This window comes from Pseudomonas sp. UW4, from assembly GCF_000316175.1.
Classification (GTDB): domain Bacteria; phylum Pseudomonadota; class Gammaproteobacteria; order Pseudomonadales; family Pseudomonadaceae; genus Aquipseudomonas; species Aquipseudomonas laurylsulfatiphila.
Genome location: NC_019670.1, coordinates 633,249 through 649,998, shown reverse-complemented (window position 1 = coordinate 649,998; position 16,750 = coordinate 633,249). Strand labels below are relative to the sequence as shown.

At 61.5% G+C, this 16,750-nt stretch carries 13 protein-coding genes; 7 read left to right on the top strand and 6 right to left on the bottom strand.

Features of this window, described 5'->3' with window-relative positions; translation table 11 throughout:
* The first annotated feature begins 45 nt into the window (after positions 1–45).
* Entirely contained in the window at positions 46–1,395 is a 1,350-nt protein-coding gene (locus PPUTUW4_RS02860) for an MATE family efflux transporter (RefSeq protein WP_015093315.1), read from the top strand.
* Positions 1,396–1,406: 11 nt separating this feature from the next.
* On the opposite strand, the gene PPUTUW4_RS02855 is transcribed toward PPUTUW4_RS02860, so the two are convergent.
* The 6 genes from PPUTUW4_RS02855 to PPUTUW4_RS02830 form a co-directional block, all read right to left on the bottom strand.
* Positions 1,407–2,207: a DUF4123 domain-containing protein gene (locus PPUTUW4_RS02855; RefSeq protein ID WP_015093314.1), complete on the bottom strand. Its 801-nt coding sequence runs from the start codon at positions 2,205–2,207 to the stop codon at positions 1,407–1,409.
* On the bottom strand, positions 2,204–3,523 hold the full coding sequence (locus PPUTUW4_RS02850) for a contractile injection system protein, VgrG/Pvc8 family (protein ID WP_015093313.1): 1,320 nt from the start codon (positions 3,521–3,523) through the stop codon (positions 2,204–2,206). The genes PPUTUW4_RS02855 and PPUTUW4_RS02850 overlap by 4 nt, the downstream gene beginning before the upstream one ends.
* 231 nt (positions 3,524–3,754) lie before the next feature.
* A complete protein-coding gene (gene speA, locus PPUTUW4_RS02845; protein ID WP_015093312.1) occupies positions 3,755–5,668 on the bottom strand; it encodes an arginine decarboxylase in 1,914 nt (637 codons plus the stop codon).
* Between the two features lie 219 nt (positions 5,669–5,887).
* Positions 5,888–6,259 carry a translation initiation factor Sui1 gene (locus tag PPUTUW4_RS02840; RefSeq protein ID WP_007991289.1) on the bottom strand — a complete coding sequence of 124 codons (372 nt, stop codon included), beginning with the start codon at positions 6,257–6,259 and terminating at the stop codon, positions 5,888–5,890.
* Between the two features lie 327 nt (positions 6,260–6,586).
* Positions 6,587–7,120: an NUDIX hydrolase gene (locus PPUTUW4_RS02835; protein WP_015093311.1), complete on the bottom strand. Its 534-nt coding sequence runs from the start codon at positions 7,118–7,120 to the stop codon at positions 6,587–6,589.
* Positions 7,121–7,123: 3 nt separating this feature from the next.
* Positions 7,124–8,191: a DUF2333 family protein gene (locus PPUTUW4_RS02830; protein ID WP_015093310.1), complete on the bottom strand. Its 1,068-nt coding sequence runs from the start codon at positions 8,189–8,191 to the stop codon at positions 7,124–7,126.
* Positions 8,192–8,674: 483 nt separating this feature from the next.
* On the opposite strand from PPUTUW4_RS02830, the gene gcbA reads away from it, so the two are divergent.
* From gcbA to accC, 6 genes are all read left to right on the top strand, one after another.
* On the top strand, positions 8,675–10,291 hold the full coding sequence (gene gcbA, locus PPUTUW4_RS02825) for a diguanylate cyclase GcbA (RefSeq protein WP_015093309.1): 1,617 nt from the start codon (positions 8,675–8,677) through the stop codon (positions 10,289–10,291).
* Positions 10,292–10,397: 106 nt separating this feature from the next.
* Positions 10,398–12,344 (top strand): methyl-accepting chemotaxis protein, encoded by a 1,947-nt coding sequence (locus PPUTUW4_RS02820; protein ID WP_015093308.1) that lies wholly within the window; start codon positions 10,398–10,400, stop codon positions 12,342–12,344.
* A gap of 171 nt (positions 12,345–12,515) precedes the next feature.
* Positions 12,516–14,264 (top strand): protein-disulfide reductase DsbD, encoded by a 1,749-nt coding sequence (locus PPUTUW4_RS02815; protein ID WP_015093307.1) that lies wholly within the window; start codon positions 12,516–12,518, stop codon positions 14,262–14,264.
* Positions 14,265–14,396: 132 nt separating this feature from the next.
* Positions 14,397–14,852 carry a type II 3-dehydroquinate dehydratase gene (aroQ, locus tag PPUTUW4_RS02810; protein ID WP_007971361.1) on the top strand — a complete coding sequence of 152 codons (456 nt, stop codon included), beginning with the start codon at positions 14,397–14,399 and terminating at the stop codon, positions 14,850–14,852.
* A gap of 24 nt (positions 14,853–14,876) precedes the next feature.
* Complete coding sequence (accB, locus tag PPUTUW4_RS02805; protein WP_015093306.1) at positions 14,877–15,356, top strand: acetyl-CoA carboxylase biotin carboxyl carrier protein; 480 nt, start codon at positions 14,877–14,879, stop codon at positions 15,354–15,356.
* Positions 15,357–15,373: 17 nt separating this feature from the next.
* Positions 15,374–16,732, top strand: a complete 1,359-nt coding sequence (gene accC, locus PPUTUW4_RS02800) for an acetyl-CoA carboxylase biotin carboxylase subunit (RefSeq protein WP_015093305.1) — start codon at positions 15,374–15,376, stop codon at positions 16,730–16,732.
* Positions 16,733–16,750 lie beyond the last annotated feature (18 nt).

Sequence of the window (16,750 nt, the reverse complement as noted above, 5' to 3'; positions counted from 1 at the left end):
GCTCTGAATGTGCCGCTACAATGCCTGCTCCCCCAAGGAGCCTGCATGTCCGACCTGACCGCCGACTGGCGCGACCGCCCTACCCATCGCCGGGTCTGGGCACTTGCCGCGCCGATGATTCTTTCGAACATTTCCGTACCGCTGGTGGCACTGGTCGACAGCACCGTCATCGGTCACCTGCCCCACGCCCATCAACTCGGCGCCGTCGCGGTCGGGGCCAGTCTGTATACCTTCCTTGCCTGGGCCATGGGTTTTCTGCGCATGGGCTCCACCGGGTTCGCCGCCCAGGCGGCCGGGCGTGGGGATGGCGCGGCCTTGCGGCAGATTCTGTTGCAAGGCCTGTTGCTCGCCTTCGGCCTGGCCTTGGTCCTGGGTGCTGTGGGCGTGCCGTTGAGCACAGTGGCGCTGCACTTCATGCAACCGTCGGCGGAGCTCGATCAACTGACCCGCGAGTTTTTCCACACTCGCCTGTTCGGACTGCCCGCGGCGCTGGCCAGTTATGCACTGGTCGGCTGGTTTCTCGGCACCCAGAATGCCCGGGCGCCGCTGGCGATTTTGCTGAGTACCAACCTGGTCAATATCGCCCTGAACCTGTGGTTCGTCCTCGGCCTCGAATGGGGCGTGGTCGGTGCCGCCCGGGCCTCGGTGATTGCCGAATGGACGGGGGCGCTGATCGGCTTGCTGATGACCCGCAAGGCCCTGCGTGCCTATCCCGGGCATATCGTCTGGGCGGCATTGGCGCTGTGGCAGAGTTGGCGGCCATTGCTGGCGGTCAACCGCGACATCTTCATCCGTAGCCTGGCGCTGCAATCGGTGTTTTTCCTGATCACGGTGCAGGGCACGCGGCTGGGCGACGCCACGGTCGCGGCCAATGCCCTGCTGCTCAACGGTTTGCTGCTGACAGCCCACGCCCTCGATGGCCTGGCCCACGCCGTGGAAGCGCTGTGCGGGCACGCCCTCGGCGCCCGCGATCGCGATGCCCTGCGTCGTTCATTGGTGGTGGCGGGCGGCTGGTCGTTGTTGGCGAGCCTGGGCTTTGCCGCGCTGTTTCTGTTCGTCGGGCATTTGTTCATCGAGATGCAGACCGACATTCAAAGTGTGCGCGACACCGCGTTCATCTACCTGCCCTACCTCGCCGTATTGCCGCTGATTGCCGTCTGGAGCTACCTGCTCGACGGCCTTTTCATCGGCGCCACCCGCGCCAGGGAAATGCGCAACGGCATGCTGCTGACCGTGGTGCTGGTGCTGCCTTTCGGCTGGGCACTGCAAGGCTGGGGCAACCATGGCCTGTGGATAACCTTTTTGCTGTTCATGCTGCTGCGCAGCCTGACCCTCGGCGTGATCGCCTGGCGCCTGCGCCGTCACGATGGCTGGTTTGCCGGCAGCACTCACTGAGCGGGTCGAGCTCATGGCCAGGGTTGGTCGTTCTGCCACCGGTGGCGCAGGCTATCGAGGCGCTCCTGCTGAGTCCTGCCCGGCAATGGCTGCACGGGCACGGCGTCGGGATACTGCAAACGTAGCCATATCCAGCCATCAAGTACCGGGCGCTCGCTGAAGCCCAGCACCAGTCCTTCCTGCACATGGGCCCACAGGCGGGAGAAATCGGCCCCGGTGGATCGGTTCCAGCGCCAGGCATGTTGTTCGAGCAGGCAGGTTTGCAGTTTTCCCTGTTGCCCGGCACTGAGACTTTCCTCGACGGCCAACGGGCTGACTGGCAGCCCGGGGTTGGACAAGCGCTGCCAACCCTCGCATCCCGTCGCGCGATCTGCCCAACTGCCGCCGAACCAACGCAACTGCTGGATGGGCCCTAGCCAGCGACTTAGTTCAGCGGCATCGCAAGCATCGAAAAAATAGCTGGCCGTGATCGGGTTGTAGTAGTTCAAAAGGGCCCGGTGCAAGCCAAGCGTAACCGTGAGCATGCGCCGTAAATGCGCCAGCAACGACGCAGCGCCGGCCTCGCTGACCATCAGCAATCCGGGCCAGCGTTGGCCGTCGACAATGCACAGATCGGCCAGTGCCGGGCAGGTGCGCAGATCGACCAGGACCGGCCCCTGCTCTCGCAGCGCATGCCACTCCGTCCTTTCGAACAACCCATACCACCGGGCTTGTGCAAACATCTGCCGAAGCGTGACACCCGCCTGCGGCGTGCCCGGCACATCCAGCAACAACCACTGCGGGGGCGCCTCGGTCGTGCGTGTGACGATCATGCTCCAGAGCTCTGGCCAAGCTGCGTCGCCAGACGACAGGTGCACAACGCCTGTGCGCAATGATTGAAACTGCCACCGCCGGGCAGCAGGCACAGCATCAGCAGCGGTTCTGCCGAGTGCAACCATTGCTCCAGGCCCTCATCAGGGGTACAGATGACCTGGGGAGTGTCCGCGCTCATCTCCTCGATCGTTTCCGGCGCATGCAACACCCCGGTTATCTGCGGCTGATCGGGATCACCTTCGACAAAACTCACGACCAGCTCGGTTCCTTCGCGCAATGGCGAGTACGTCTCGGCCTGCAACGGCCCGGCCAATGGCAGCCAACAGTGACTGGGCGCTGCCCCTTCGCCCTGGTAAAGCCAGTCGAATTGCACCGGTACCGGCCTTGCCGGGTCGGGGCCTTGCTCATCGACCTCGACGACCCACGCCCGCTGCAGGCTGTGCATCTGAGGTTTGCTCGTTGCGCAGGGCGGCTCGAAGCGGGCCGGCCATTGCAGGGCGCGGGCCTGGTTGTAGTACGGCGTCGCCGTATCCTGGCTGCCCCAATGTTCAACGTGGGTCACCAGCCAGAGCCGATTGCAATCGGCAACCGGATGACCGGACAGCGGCATCACCCGACCGCTGCGCAGGGTCGCCAGGTCTGTCCGGCATTCGACACATTGCGCCGCTGTCGCAGCGCTACGCTGGTGTTCGAGCTGCCGCACTGCCGGCCGATCACCCTCGCTGCGCATTACCGCAGGCTCACCGGTTCGAAAATGCTGGTGATCGTCGCTGAACACCACGCAGCCCCCCCCGACCCGGTTTTCGAAGTGGTAATGCAGGCCTTCCTGGGCGCACAGTCGCTGGAGAAACTGCAGGTCCGACTCTCGATATTGCGTGCAGAAATCCCGGGGCGGGTGGTCGCCGCTCAGCGCCAGGCGCCGATCTTTACCGGTAATGCCGTGCTCCTTGAGCACCTGATCGAGGATTTGCGGCACCGAACGGGCACTGAAGATTCGTTGGCTGAAGCGCTGGGCCAGACAAGCCAGTCCTGATCCCAGGCGCACCTGGCAGAGTCGGGGCCCCGAGGCATGATCACGCTGGACGAGTTCATGCAATTGTCCATGCACATGGTTTCCGGCTGGCCCGAAATGCAAGGAGGCCGGACGGTACAGCAAACTGGCAAGGTCAAGCACCGGGTCATCGATCAGCAGCTCCAGGTCGAACACGAACGGCTCGCTGATGGCTTCTCTACCGGTAAAGGCCAGGACCTCAAGGGAGTCGGGCAAACCTGCAACATCCAGACGAAATAACGGTTCGCTGACTGGATTGAACATCGGCGTTTCTCTACGGGAGGGGCGGCCGGGGATTCTCGCTGAGAGACATGGCCGAGTAGAGTGCCGAAGTACAACTTAGGAAATAACCTACGCGAAAAGAAGACCAAATGCGCTGGATAGTCGAAACGCAGGTAATTTCCCATGGAATCGGAGAATTGCCGCACCAGGTCATCTGAAATTTCCGAGGCAAAAGGAAAAATTTCAGACAACCTGGTGAGCGTGTAACTTACCTCAGGAAGACAGGTAAGACGAACGGGTCAGCCCCAGACGCAAGGCATCGAGGAACTGCGTGCGCTCGGTTGCACTGATGCGGGCACTGGCGCACTTGTCGCGGTAGTGAGTCATCAACTCCTCCGGCGACAAGTGCACGTAACGCAGCATGTCTTCGATGGTGTCGTGGGTTTCGATACCGGCGTGGTACACGCTGCCGTCGGCGTTCTGGTAGATGTTCACCGAGTCGGTGTCACCGAACAGGTTGTGCATGTCGCCAAGAATTTCCTGGTAGGCACCGACCAGGAACACACCCAGCAAGTAGTCCTCACCTTCCTTCAACGCGTGCACCGGCAAACTGGTTTCGATGCTTTGCTCGTCGACGTACTGGTTGATCTTGCCGTCGGAGTCACAGGTCAGGTCTTGCAGCACCGCACGACGCAACGGCTCTTCGTCGAGGCGGTGCAGCGGGATGATCGGCAGGACCTGATCGATGGCCCAGGTATCCGGCAGGCTCTGGAACACCGAGAAGTTGCAGATGTACTTGTCGGCCAGTTTGTCGTTGAGTTCGTCCAGCACCTGACGGTGGGAACGCTGGCGCGCCTTCAGCGAGTTGTGCAGGCGGCGGCACACGGCGAAGTAGCATTGCTCGGCCAGGGCTTTCTCGGCCAGGGTCAGCTTGCCGTCGGCGTACTGTGAGGCAACATCGCTCATGTAGTGCGTGGCGCGCCAGTAGGTTTCGGTGACCATCTCGATGTCGGTCGGACCCAGAAGGTCCACCAGCCACTGCACGGTTTCCGGCAGCGCTTCCTTGTTCTCGATCTGTGGCACGTCGTCGTTGTGTTTCTCGACGTCGGTCACCTGGATCACCAGCATGGCGTGGTGCGCGGTCAGGGAACGGCCGCTTTCGGAGAAGATGTTCGGGTGCGGCAGGCTCTGCGCATCGCAGAACTCCTTGAGCATCCCGACCACGACACCGGCGTAATCGTCCATGTCGTAGTTGATCGAACTGGCGTTACGCGAGTGCGTGCCATCGTAGTCCACGCCCAGGCCGCCACCGACATCGATGTGGTCCACCGGCAGGCCGAGGTTGCGCAACTCGCCGTAGTAGCGGATCGCTTCCTTGAAGCCGTGCTGGTAGTCCGCCAGGTTGGCGATCTGCGAGCCCATGTGGAAGTGCAGCAGGCGAATGCCCTGGTCCAGGCCGGCCGCGCGGAAACGCTCGACCACCGACAGCAGTTGCGCCGCCGACAGGCCGAACTTGGATTTCTCGCCGCCAGTGTCTGCCCACTTGCTCGACGCCAGGGATGACAGGCGCACGCGCAGGCCGACCTGAGGCTTGACCTTGAGCGAGGTCGCTTCTTCGATCACCAGGCCGACTTCGGATTCTTTCTCGATCACGATGAACACGTTGTGGCCGAGCTTCTGGCCCATCAGCGCCAGGCGGATGAACTCACGGTCCTTGTAACCGTTGCAGACGATGGTGCCGCCCTTCGGCGCCAGTGCCAGCACCGCCAGCAGTTCGGGCTTGGACCCGGCTTCCAGACCGATGGAAACGTTCTGGGTGGCGATGATGTTTTCGATCACCGCTTCCTGCTGGTTCACCTTGATCGGATACAGCGCGGTGTACTTGCTCTGGTATTCCAGACGCTCGATGTTGGCATCGAACGCGCCGGTCAGCTGACGCACGCGGTCTTGCAGAATGTCCGGGAAACGGACCAGCAACGGCAAGGACAGGCCGCTTTTGCGCAGCTGGTCGACTTGCTCGAACAGGTCGATAGGCGAGCTGCTCGGACCGTTCGGACGAACTTCGACGCGACCGGCGTCATTGATCGCGAAATACCCGGCCCCCCAATGGCGAATCCCGTAAACACTGCGGCTGTCCGCAACTGTCCATTGGCTGCCATCGTCTTTGCGTGTGCGTCGTACGGACATCGAAGTCCCCTATAAAGAAGTCATAGTGCGTCGCCTGGATTCAGGCCGGCGCAGTCTAAAGAATGAAAATGACGGTTCGTCAACGAGGCAATAGACCCCGCCGACCGCAGTGAGTTTAGAAACCGGTCATGAACAGGCTCTGTGAAAACCATGTGGACGGCGCCAGGCCTGAATGCCATCAGGACCGGATCAAGCCGAGGGTGGTTTTCACAGAGGCTGCTAGCCGCCGGACTTCTTCGCCTTGAAACCGAGCTTGATCAGTTCTGCCAAGAGTAGCTCGACATGATCGCCCTGGATTTCGATGACACCGTCTTTCAACGCCCCACCGGTACCGCAACGCTTCTTCAACGTCGTGGCCAGTTCCTTGAGCGCATCTTCAGCCAATGGCACGCCGGTGATGGTGGTCACCGTCTTGCCGCCACGGCCCTTGCTTTCGCGACGCACGCGCGCAATGCCGTCGCCGGCCGGGATAACGGTCTGTTTGCAGATGCAGGCGTCCACCGGTTTACTGCATTCCGGGCAATGACGACCTGCGTCGGTGGAAAATACCAGGCCGCCCAAGGCGGCGAAGGATGCGGCTTTTTTGGCCACCGGCAATCCTCTTCGGAGGACAAAGACTGGTCGCAGCACTTGGGAAGTGCTATCGACCGCGAAGCCCCACTCAGGCAGGGGCAGCGCTACTGAAACGGTACAACATTCACTTCACTGTGGGAGCGAGCTTGCTCGCGATGAACTCAAAGGCGACGCGTTCATTCTGGATGCCCGCGTAATCGTTGACGTCCATCGCGAGCAGGCTCGCTCCTACAGCAACAACCAGCAATACCGGTTCAGTTTAAAAAGGTCGCGCAGTGTAACGGCAAAAACGCCGATTGCTAAGAGCCAATCGGCGCCAATTTATAGTTGTTTTGCGACGTTGCTTTATTGAGCCTTCAGATAGCGCTTCAACGCCGCCAGAGAGTCCGGGCAGTAAGGCTTTTCCGCGATCTCCAGCATGACCTGATCGATGGAAATAAAGCGTGCTTCGAGTACCTCTTCCGGTTGCAGGGTCAACGGGCCGTCCCACACCGCCGAGAACGCCGAGCACCACAGGCGATTGCCAGTGTCCTCGAAGAAGAAATGGTCATGGGCGGTCAGCTCCACGCCACTCACGCCCAGCTCCTCTTCCAGTTCCCGGGCCGCCGATTCGGCGTAGGTCTCAGTGGCGAGCACCATGCCCCCCGCTGCCACGTCCCAGTAACCGGGATAGATCGCCTTGCTCAGGGTGCGGCGATGCACGCATAGCTCGCCAGCGGAATTGAACAACATGATGTAGGTACCGCGCCCGATCAGCCCGCGCTCGCGCAAATCGGAACGGACCAGGGCGCCGAGCAGGTTGTCCTGCTCGTCGACCCAGGCGATCTGTTCGGCATCGGAAGCCGCACGGTGTGCGGCCTCCCTGGTGTTTTCGACCATGACTCAGCCCTGATTGAGCAGTTGACGCAAATCGATCACCGCGGCGTTGGCCCGGGAAATGTAGTTGGCCATGACCAGCGAGTGGTTGGCCAGTACGCCGAAGCCACTGCCGTTAAGGATCATCGGGCTCCATACCGGCTCCTGCGAGGCCTCCAGCTCACGAATGATCTGGCGCACGCTGACCGTGGCGTTTTTCTTGGCCAGCACATCGGCGAAGTCGACTTCGATGGCGCGCAACAGGTGCGACAGCGCCCAGGCCTGGCCGCGGGCTTCGTAGAACACGTTGTCGATCTGCAGCCATGGAGTTTCGACGATTTCCTCGTCGACTTGCGGCGCCACACCCGGTGTCACTACCTCGGTCTTCAGCGCAGTGTTGAGCTTGACCCGGCCAACGCTGGCCGACAGCCGTTGCGACAGCGAACCCAAACGAGTGCCGACGTCACCCAGCCAGTTGTTCAGGTTGTCGGCACGGGCATAGAACAGCGCGCTCTTCTGGCTCGGATCGGACAGACGCGCCTGATAGCGGCTCAGGGAGTTGATGCCTTCCTGATACTCCGACTCACTGGACGGCAGCACCCAACTCTTGTTGTCGAAGTTGAAACGCGGCTCGGCCTTGGCCAGGTCGGCGTCTTCGGCGGACTGCGACTGCGAACGGGCGAAATCTTTGCGCAACGCCCGGCTCAGGTCGCGGACCTGCACCAGCACGCCATATTCCCAGCTCGGCATGTTGTCCATCCACAGGCCTGGCGGGAAACGGTCGTTGGATATATAGCCGCCCGGCTTGGTCAGCAAGGTGCCGGCGACGGTCTTGAGGGTTTCCACCGTGGTGTAGCCGACGACCATCTGCTTGCCTTCTTTCTCGGCCGCCAGTTGTGCGGTTTGCTGGACCGGGAAGAGCGCCGGCTCCTGGCTCCAGTACCAGCCCAGGACACTCGCCACCAACAGGTAGATACCCAGCAGAGTGGCCAGCGCCCGGCTGAACAACAGACCGCCCAGGTAACTGCGGGCCTCCGACTTCGGTTCAGCAGTACGTTCAGGCGCACTGCCTGTGCGGTTCTTCCAGTCCAGCATGGCGATATCCTTTCAATCTCTTGAGTTCAACGGTTCGACCACAACCATACAACAACGTGCCTTGGCCCGGCACCCGCCATTGCATCAATGGGGGAAATTACCGGGCTTGTGGATGAAAAGTGTTCCTGGTCTCCCGACGACGCTACGACCTTCAAAATCCGACCAATGCTCTGAACTACCGCCTAAGGGAATCCCCTACCCCCCGAAACCGAAAAAAAGGGCCACTGCGCAGAGGCTGGAAAATCATGAATCTCCAAATGCCAGTCACACTTCAATTGCCGCCCCACGTCCACCAAGTGCCCTGAATAAAGCGCTTCACCCCCGCACACCGCAACTTTAAAGGCCCAAACCAGACTGATCGGTCACAAACTGAATGAGGTCGCATTGCAGATTATTGACGTACAGCACTCATGTAATGGGAAAGTGATGCTAGCATAGAGCCACCAGTCGACCTCAGTGTGCACCCTAACTAGTAGTCAGGATATGACCGAGCCAGAAGACCCCAGCCGTGAGCGCCTCAAGCACCACTTTGCCCAGCGGGTAATTCATCAGGCTCGTCAGATTCTTGAGATATGGCAGCGCCTGCAACGCAGCGAGTGGTCCACCGCCGACCTGTCGGAACTCAGCGAGGCCAATCTGCGCCTGCTACGTTTCGCCGAGCGCTTCGAGCAAACGGAACACACGCAACTGGCGCGTCATATCGGTCAATCCCTGGAGGCGGTCGACGCCAACCGCGGACGCCTGAGCAGCGGTCTGATCACCGACCTCAACCGCTTGATGCAGCGCCTGTCACGCACCGGCCTGCGCCATGGCGACCAACTCGATCAAACCTTCCTGCCGCCACTGCGCAAGCCCATCTATATAATGCTGCAGGATCACGACCGCGCCGAGCGCCTGGCCAAACAACTGGAATTCTTCGGGCTCAGCGCCCAGTCCCTGGACAGCGTAGACGCGTTTCGTTCGTCGATGGTCGAGCGCTTGCCGGCGGCGATTGTCATGGACGTGGACTTCAGCGGCCCCGGTGTCGGCCTGAAGCTGGCTGCCGAAGCCCAGGAAGGCCTGGACCATCGCTTGCCGCTGCTGTTCTTCAGCCTGCACGAAACCGACACACCGACCCGCCTCGCCGCCGTGCGTGCCGGCGGCCAGGAATTCCTCACCGGCACTCTCGAAGCGTCGAGCCTGCTGGAGAAAATCGAAGTCCTGACCTGCGTCGCCCAGTACGAACCTTATAAAGTGTTGATCATCGACGACTCCCGCGCCCAGGCCCTGCACACCGAGCGCCTGCTCAACAGTGCCGGAATCGTCACCCGGACGTTGATCGAGCCGATCCAGGCCATGGCCGAACTGGCGGACTTCCAGCCAGACCTGATCATCCTCGACATGTACATGCCGGCCTGCACCGGTACGGAACTGGCCAAGGTGATCCGTCACAACGACCGTTATGTCAGCGTGCCGATCATTTACCTGTCGGCCGAAGACGACCTGGACAAGCAACTCGACGCCATGAGCGAGGGCGGCGATGACTTCCTGACCAAACCGATCAAGCCCCGGCACCTGATCACTACCGTGCGCAACCGCGCAGCAAGGGCCCGCAACCTCAAGGCACGGATGGTCCGCGACAGCCTCACCGGCCTGTACAACCACACGCACATCCTGCAATTGCTCGAAGACTGCTCGTTCCGCGCCCGTCGCGAGAACAAGCCACTGAGCTTTGCCATGCTCGACATCGACCATTTCAAACGGGTCAACGACAGCCACGGCCACCCCATGGGCGACCGGGTGATCAAGAGCCTGGCGCTGTTTCTCAAGCAACGCCTGCGCAAAACCGACTTCATCGGCCGCTACGGTGGCGAAGAATTCGCCATCGTCATGCCGGACACCGATATCGAAGCGGCCTACAACGTGCTAGATGAAATCCGCCAGCGTTTTGCCGAGATTCACTACCCCGCTCAACCCCAGGACCTGTGGTGCACCTTCAGCGCCGGGGTGGTGGAGTTATGCGAAAGCTCTGACAGCCTGATGATGGCCAGCCTGGCAGACGAGGCGCTGTACCGCGCCAAGGGCGGCGGACGCAATCGCGTGCAGGCCGCCCGCACATAAAAGCAAAGTGCCACTTTTTCATCGGAATCGACCGACACGGTCATAACCCTGTAACAGAAACGCAATAACTTCAGGCGCTTACCATTTCTGCCGTTGGTAGTCCTTAATGCGCCTGAAGCTGCTGACCAATCTCAATACCCTCCTTTTGGTGGCCGTGTGCGTGGCCCTCGGCGCCACGCTGTGGTGGTCGCAAAAAGCCCTTGAGCGTCCGTATCTATTAATGGAGCGCTACCTGGGCCTGTCGCAGCAGTTTCAGAATGAAGTCGCCCGCAGCGTCGAGGATTACCTTGGCAGCGGCGATGCCCTGCGCCTGAGCAGTGCCGCCCAAGGCATCGACAGCCTGCAAAAACAACTCGGCGAATTGCCACCCGCCCTGGCCGAGACCTTGCGCCCGAGCCTGTCGACCCTTGAAGAGTTCAGCAAAACCGACCTGCTGGCAGCCGGCAAACTGGCCGGCGATCCGCAGGCCCTGCTGCTGCAGGCCGAACGGGAGCTGGGTGCCAGTCTCGATCAGCTCAGCCATTACGCCAGTGGCAATGCCGCCTATCTGACGCCGCTGCTCATCGCATCGCAGCACCTGGGCAAGTTGTCCCTGGCGCGGGACAAACTGGTCAGTAGCGGCCGCAGCGAACTGGCCGCCGACGTCGAACGCGAAGTGACCAACATCCGCACCCAGGCAGAAAAACTCGATGCCCTGCCCTTGCTGGGGGTGACCTCCAGCAGCGAATCGAACACCGATGATTTCGCCGCGATGATGGGCCTTGAGAACCAGGAAAAAACCGTCGCCGAAGATGCCGGCGTCGGCCTAAAGCGTGAACTCAACAGCCTGCTTACCCGCTACCCGGCCGAGCTCGCACGTACCCGCGATCAAATCGGCAAACGCGCTGACCTCAGTACCGCGACTCACCTGAAAATCGCCGACGTGCAACAGGCCATTGCCGGACTGGAACCGGTGGTACGCGCCCAGCACGGGCAGATCCAGGGTGAAGTACGGCTGATGCAAGGCGTGATGATCGGCTTGATCCTGTTGATCGCGCTGCTGATCGACACCTTGCAACGCAAACTGGCCCGGACCCTGACCAACCTCGCCCCGGCCCTGTCGACCTGGGCCGAAGGTGACTTCAGCCGCGACATTCAACTGGGCAACACCAACCGCGAACTGCATGACATTGAAGCCTCGCTCAACCGCCTGCGCGCTTATCTGGTGGACCTGGTAGGGACCATCCGCCTCAATGCAGAGCAAGTGGCCGGCAGCAGCCGCACCCTGGCCGACCTGAGCAATGATTTGCATGACGGAGCAGAACATCAGGCCGGCGACACGGCGCTGATCCGCGACTCTCTCAGCGAACTGGAAGCGACCATTCAGCAAGTCGCCGGTGATGCCAGCCAGGCCGCCGACGCCAGCCGCCACGCCGGCCTGGCCGTGGAGCACGGACAGAAAGTCATCGGCCTGAGCCTCACCGGCCTGCATGCGCTGGTGGATGAAGTGCAAGGCAATGCGCAAATGATCGAACACCTGGCCGAGGAGTCGGCCACCATCGGCGGCGTGTTGACGGTGATCCGCTCGATCGCCGACCAGACCAACCTGTTAGCCTTGAACGCTGCCATCGAGGCGGCCCGGGCCGGGGAAATGGGCCGCGGCTTTGCCGTAGTGGCGGAAGAGGTGCGCTCACTGGCGCAACGTACCGCCGGGGCCACGGCAGAAATCCAGACGCTGATCGCCGGACTGCAAACCGCCGCGCGGCAGTCGGTGGAAGGCATGCGTGCCCAGGTCGAACACGCCGAAGCCACGGCCAGCCAGGCCCAGGCCGCCGACGGCGCGCTGGATAAAATCGTCGGGGCGATCCAGACCATTTCCGACACGGCGGTGCGCATCGCCGATGTCACCGCCCAGCAAAGCGGCGCGGTCAGCGAGATTCGTGATCACAGCGAGCGGATTCATCAGTTGGGTGGGGATAACTTGCTGCGCATTGGCGAAGGCCGTGAGCAAGGGGAGAACCTGCTGGTGCTGGGTGGGCGATTGCACACCGCCGTTCAAGCCTTCCGCGTCTGATAGGCCGCCATCGCGGGCAAGCCCGCTCCCACATTTGATTTGTGCACGACGCCCCCCCCTGTGGGAGCGGGCTTGCTCGCGAAGGCGCCAGATCAATCACCACAGATTCCCAGCCTGCACACCCCGCCGCTGTCCGCTATCATCCCCCCTATTCCGATACGCGAGATTGTCATGCGCCGTTTGCTCTGCCTGCTGCTTTTAGTATTCGCCCTGCCGGCCAGCGCCACCGGCTTGCTGGAAAATCGTCCAAGCTCGACCTTGGGCTCGATCAACAACAGCGCCGACTTCCTGCCCGTGCGCGAAGCCTTCAAGTTGAGCCTGGTAGAAAGCACGCCGCAATCGATCAAGCTGCGCTTCGTCGCCACTGACGGCTATTACCTCTACCGTCACCGCTTCCAGTTTCGCGCCGATCCGGCCGAAGTCGTGCTCGGTGCGGCGAAACTGCCCGATGGCCAGAAAAAGCACGACGAGTACTTCGGCGACGTCGAGGTCTACCACGGCATTCTCGACGTCGAACTACCGCGCACCGATCAGCGGGCCTTCACCCTGGCCGTGACGTATCAGGGTTGCGCCGACAAAGGCCTGTGCTATCCGCCAGAGACCGAGCGCCTGAGCATCGATGGCAGCGGCGCGGCGACGACGACGGCATCTCAATGGAGCTGGCGCGAACTGGCATTGTTTTTCCTCGCGGGCCTGGGCCTGACGTTCACACCCTGCGTGCTGCCCATGCTGCCGATCCTGTCCGGGGTGGTGCTGCGCGGCCAGGTCGGCGGCTGGCGTGGTTTCAATCTGTCACTGGCCTATGTGCTGCCGATGGCCGCTTGCTTTGCCCTGCTCGGCGCGCTGATGGGCCTGTTCGGTGCCCAGCTCAATCTGCAGGCGCGGCTGCAATCGGCCTGGGTGCTAGTGCCTTTTGCGATGTTTTTTGCGCTGTTCGCGCTGGCGATGTTCGGCGTCTTCGAACTTAAGCTGCCGCAGGCCATCAGCAGTCGCCTGGACCGCATCGCCGGCCGCACCGAAGGCGGGTCACTGTGGGGCGCCGCGGTGTTGGGCGTGGTCTCCAGCTTGCTGGTTTCACCCTGTGTTTCGGCACCATTGGCCGGCGCGTTGCTGTACATCAGCGCCAGTGGCGATGCGCTGGGCGGCAGCCTGAAACTGTTCATGCTTGGCCTCGGCATGGGGGCACCGCTGTTGCTGGTGGCCACCGGTGGCGCAGCCTGGTTGCCAAAAAGCGGTCCTTGGCTGGTCTACGTGAAAAACGCGATTGGCGTGCTATTGCTCGGGTTGGCCGTCGGCCTGCTCAGTCGCGTCCTGCCGGGCCAGGTCACCTTGCTGCTGATCGGTTTGCTGGCCGGCGGTGTCGGCCTGTTCATGGGGGCGCTGGAATTCGTCTATAAACCACCACGCAAACGCCTCGGACAGTTGCTAGGCATGTTCCTGGTGTTTTACGCGCTGGCCTGCTGGTACGGCGCGTTCAGCGGCCAGGCCGACCCGTTCAACCCGATAGGCCAGCCACGTATCGTTGCCAACGGCGGCGCCGCGCAAAACACCAGCGCCTGGCAAACCGTCAGCACGCCGGCCGATCTGGACCGCGCACTCACCGACGCACGCTCCTCCGGCACACCGCTGCTGCTCGACTGGTATGCCGACTGGTGCATCAGTTGCAAAGTCATCGAGCGTGAGGTGCTGGACGACCCTGTCGTCATCGAACGCCTGAAGGGTTACCGGCTGATCCGCTTCGACATCACCGCCAGCAACGCCGAGCAACGCGCCTTGCTCGACCGCTACCAGTTGTTCGGCCCCCCGGCCCTGATGTTTTTCGGCAAGGACGGCGTCGAACGCGCCGATGTGCGGGTGATCGGCGAGATCAACGCCAGGGACTTCGCCGAACGTGTTACCAGGGCGAATGACCGCATTTAATCAAGCAGTCATATATTTCGCGCAAACATCGGTCATCGTGCTGCCTATTGCAGAGAACTGGACAGTCACAAAGACTTTGCGGCATAGTCGCCGGGTTCTGACAATTGCTCACGAAAAATAAAGGAACAGCCGATGGCGACCCTACTGGTTCTGCACGGACCCAACCTGAACTTGCTCGGCACTCGTGAACCGGGCACCTACGGCGCCACGACGCTGGCGCAGATCAACCAGGACCTGGAACGCCGTGCCCGCGAAGCCGGTCACCATCTGCTGCACCTGCAAAGCAATGCCGAGTACGAATTGATCGACCGTATTCACGCTGCCCGCAGCGAAGGCGTGGACTTCATTTTGATCAACCCGGCAGCTTTTACACATACAAGTGTCGCATTACGTGACGCGCTGCTGGCGGTGAGCATCCCATTCATCGAAGTGCATTTGTCTAACGTGCACAAACGCGAACCTTTCCGCCATCACTCTTACTTCTCCGACGTAGCGGTGGGAGTGATCTGCGGCCTTGGCGCCAGCGGTTATCGACTGGCCCTGGAGGCCGCCCTGGAACAGCTTGAACAACAAGTTAACCGCCCCTGACCGACCCTTGGGAGTTGATGATTCATGGATATCCGTAAAGTTAAGAAACTAATCGAATTGCTGGAAGAGTCCGGCATCGACGAGCTCGAGATCAAGGAAGGCGAAGAGTCCGTACGCATCAGCCGTCATAGCAAGACCCCGGCTCAGCAGTACTACGCGCCGGCTCCAATGCCTGCTCCGGCTGCCGCGCCTGTCGCTGCCGCTGCCGCTGCCGCTGCCGCTGCTCCGGTTGCCGCTGCTCCTGCTGCCGCCGCCGCACCAGCGCTGAACGGCACCGTTGCCCGTTCGCCGATGGTCGGTACGTTCTACCGCAAGTCTTCGCCAACCTCGCCGTCCTTCGTTGAAGTCGGCCAGACCGTGAAGAAAGGCGACACCCTGTGCATCGTTGAAGCCATGAAGATGATGAACCACATCGAAGCTGAAACCAGCGGTGTGATCGAATCCATCCTCGTCGAAGACGGCCAGCCGGTTGAGTACGACCAACCGCTGTTCACCATCGTTTGAACCGCGGAGAGCCTTTGATGACTGCGAAGTTGGAAAAAGTTCTGATCGCCAACCGCGGTGAGATCGCCCTGCGGATCCTGCGCGCCTGCAAAGAGATGGGCATCAAGACCGTCGCCGTTTACTCCAAGGCTGACAAGGAACTGATGCACCTGGGCCTGGCAGACGAATCCGTCTGCATCGGTCCGGCATCGGCCGCCCACTCCTACCTGCACATTCCGGCAATCATTGCCGCAGCCGAAGTGACTGGCGCCACCGCCATTCACCCGGGCTACGGCTTCCTTGCGGAAAACGCCGACTTCGCCGAACAGGTCGAGAAATCCGGCTTCGCGTTCATTGGCCCGAAAGCCGAAACCATTCGCCTGATGGGCGACAAGGTATCGGCCAAGCACGCCATGATCGCAGCTGGCGTACCGACCGTTCCGGGTTCTGACGGCCCGCTGCCGGAAGACGAAGAAACCGCTCTGCGCATTGGTCGCGAAGTGGGTTACCCGGTGATCATCAAGGCCGCTGGCGGCGGCGGTGGTCGCGGCATGCGCGTTGTGCACAAGGAAGAAGACCTGATTTCCTCGGCGAAACTGACCCGCTCCGAAGCGGGCGCAGCGTTCGGCAACCCGATGGTCTATCTGGAAAAATTCCTGACCAACCCACGCCACGTGGAAGTCCAGGTTCTTTCCGATGGCCAGGGCCAGGCTATCCATCTGGGCGACCGCGATTGCTCGCTGCAACGTCGTCACCAGAAGGTTCTTGAAGAAGCGCCGGCACCGGGCATTGACGAAGACGCACGCCAGGAAGTACTCGCACGCTGCGTCAAGGCGTGCATCGACATCGGCTACCGTGGCGCAGGCACTTTCGAGTTCCTGTACGAAAACGGTCGTTTCTACTTCATCGAGATGAACACTCGTGTCCAGGTAGAGCACCCGGTTTCGGAAATGGTCACCGGCATCGACATCGTCAAGGAGATGCTCAGCATCGCCGCCGGCAACAAGCTGTCGTTCACCCAGGATGACGTGGTCATCCGCGGTCACGCGCTGGAATGCCGGATCAACGCCGAAGACCCGAAAACCTTTATGCCGAGCCCTGGCACGGTCAAGCATTTCCACGCTCCAGGCGGCAACGGCGTTCGCGTCGACTCGCACCTGTACAGTGGTTATGCCGTTCCGCCGAACTACGATTCGTTGATCGGCAAGCTGATCACCTACGGCGCAACCCGTGACGAAGCCATGGCGCGCATGCGCAATGCGCTGGACGAGATCGTGGTTGACGGGATCAAGACCAACATCCCGTTGCACCGCGACCTGACCCGCGATGAAGGCTTCTGCAAAGGGGGCGTGAACATTCACTACCTCGAGCACAAGCTGGCTGGCGAGAAGCACTAAGCTTTAGCTGGCACATGA

Coding starts and splice junctions, on each gene's coding strand:
- PPUTUW4_RS02860 (WP_015093315.1), top strand. CDS start 46: ATGTCCGACCTGACCGCCGACTGGCGCGACCGCCCTACCCATCGCCGG.
- PPUTUW4_RS02855 (WP_015093314.1), bottom strand. CDS start 2,207: ATGATCGTCACACGCACGACCGAGGCGCCCCCGCAGTGGTTGTTGCTG.
- PPUTUW4_RS02850 (WP_015093313.1), bottom strand. CDS start 3,523: ATGTTCAATCCAGTCAGCGAACCGTTATTTCGTCTGGATGTTGCAGGT.
- speA (WP_015093312.1), bottom strand. CDS start 5,668: ATGTCCGTACGACGCACACGCAAAGACGATGGCAGCCAATGGACAGTT.
- PPUTUW4_RS02835 (WP_015093311.1), bottom strand. CDS start 7,120: ATGGTCGAAAACACCAGGGAGGCCGCACACCGTGCGGCTTCCGATGCC.
- PPUTUW4_RS02830 (WP_015093310.1), bottom strand. CDS start 8,191: ATGCTGGACTGGAAGAACCGCACAGGCAGTGCGCCTGAACGTACTGCT.
- gcbA (WP_015093309.1), top strand. CDS start 8,675: ATGACCGAGCCAGAAGACCCCAGCCGTGAGCGCCTCAAGCACCACTTT.
- PPUTUW4_RS02820 (WP_015093308.1), top strand. CDS start 10,398: ATGCGCCTGAAGCTGCTGACCAATCTCAATACCCTCCTTTTGGTGGCC.
- PPUTUW4_RS02815 (WP_015093307.1), top strand. CDS start 12,516: ATGCGCCGTTTGCTCTGCCTGCTGCTTTTAGTATTCGCCCTGCCGGCC.
- aroQ (WP_007971361.1), top strand. CDS start 14,397: ATGGCGACCCTACTGGTTCTGCACGGACCCAACCTGAACTTGCTCGGC.
- accB (WP_015093306.1), top strand. CDS start 14,877: ATGGATATCCGTAAAGTTAAGAAACTAATCGAATTGCTGGAAGAGTCC.
- accC (WP_015093305.1), top strand. CDS start 15,374: ATGACTGCGAAGTTGGAAAAAGTTCTGATCGCCAACCGCGGTGAGATC.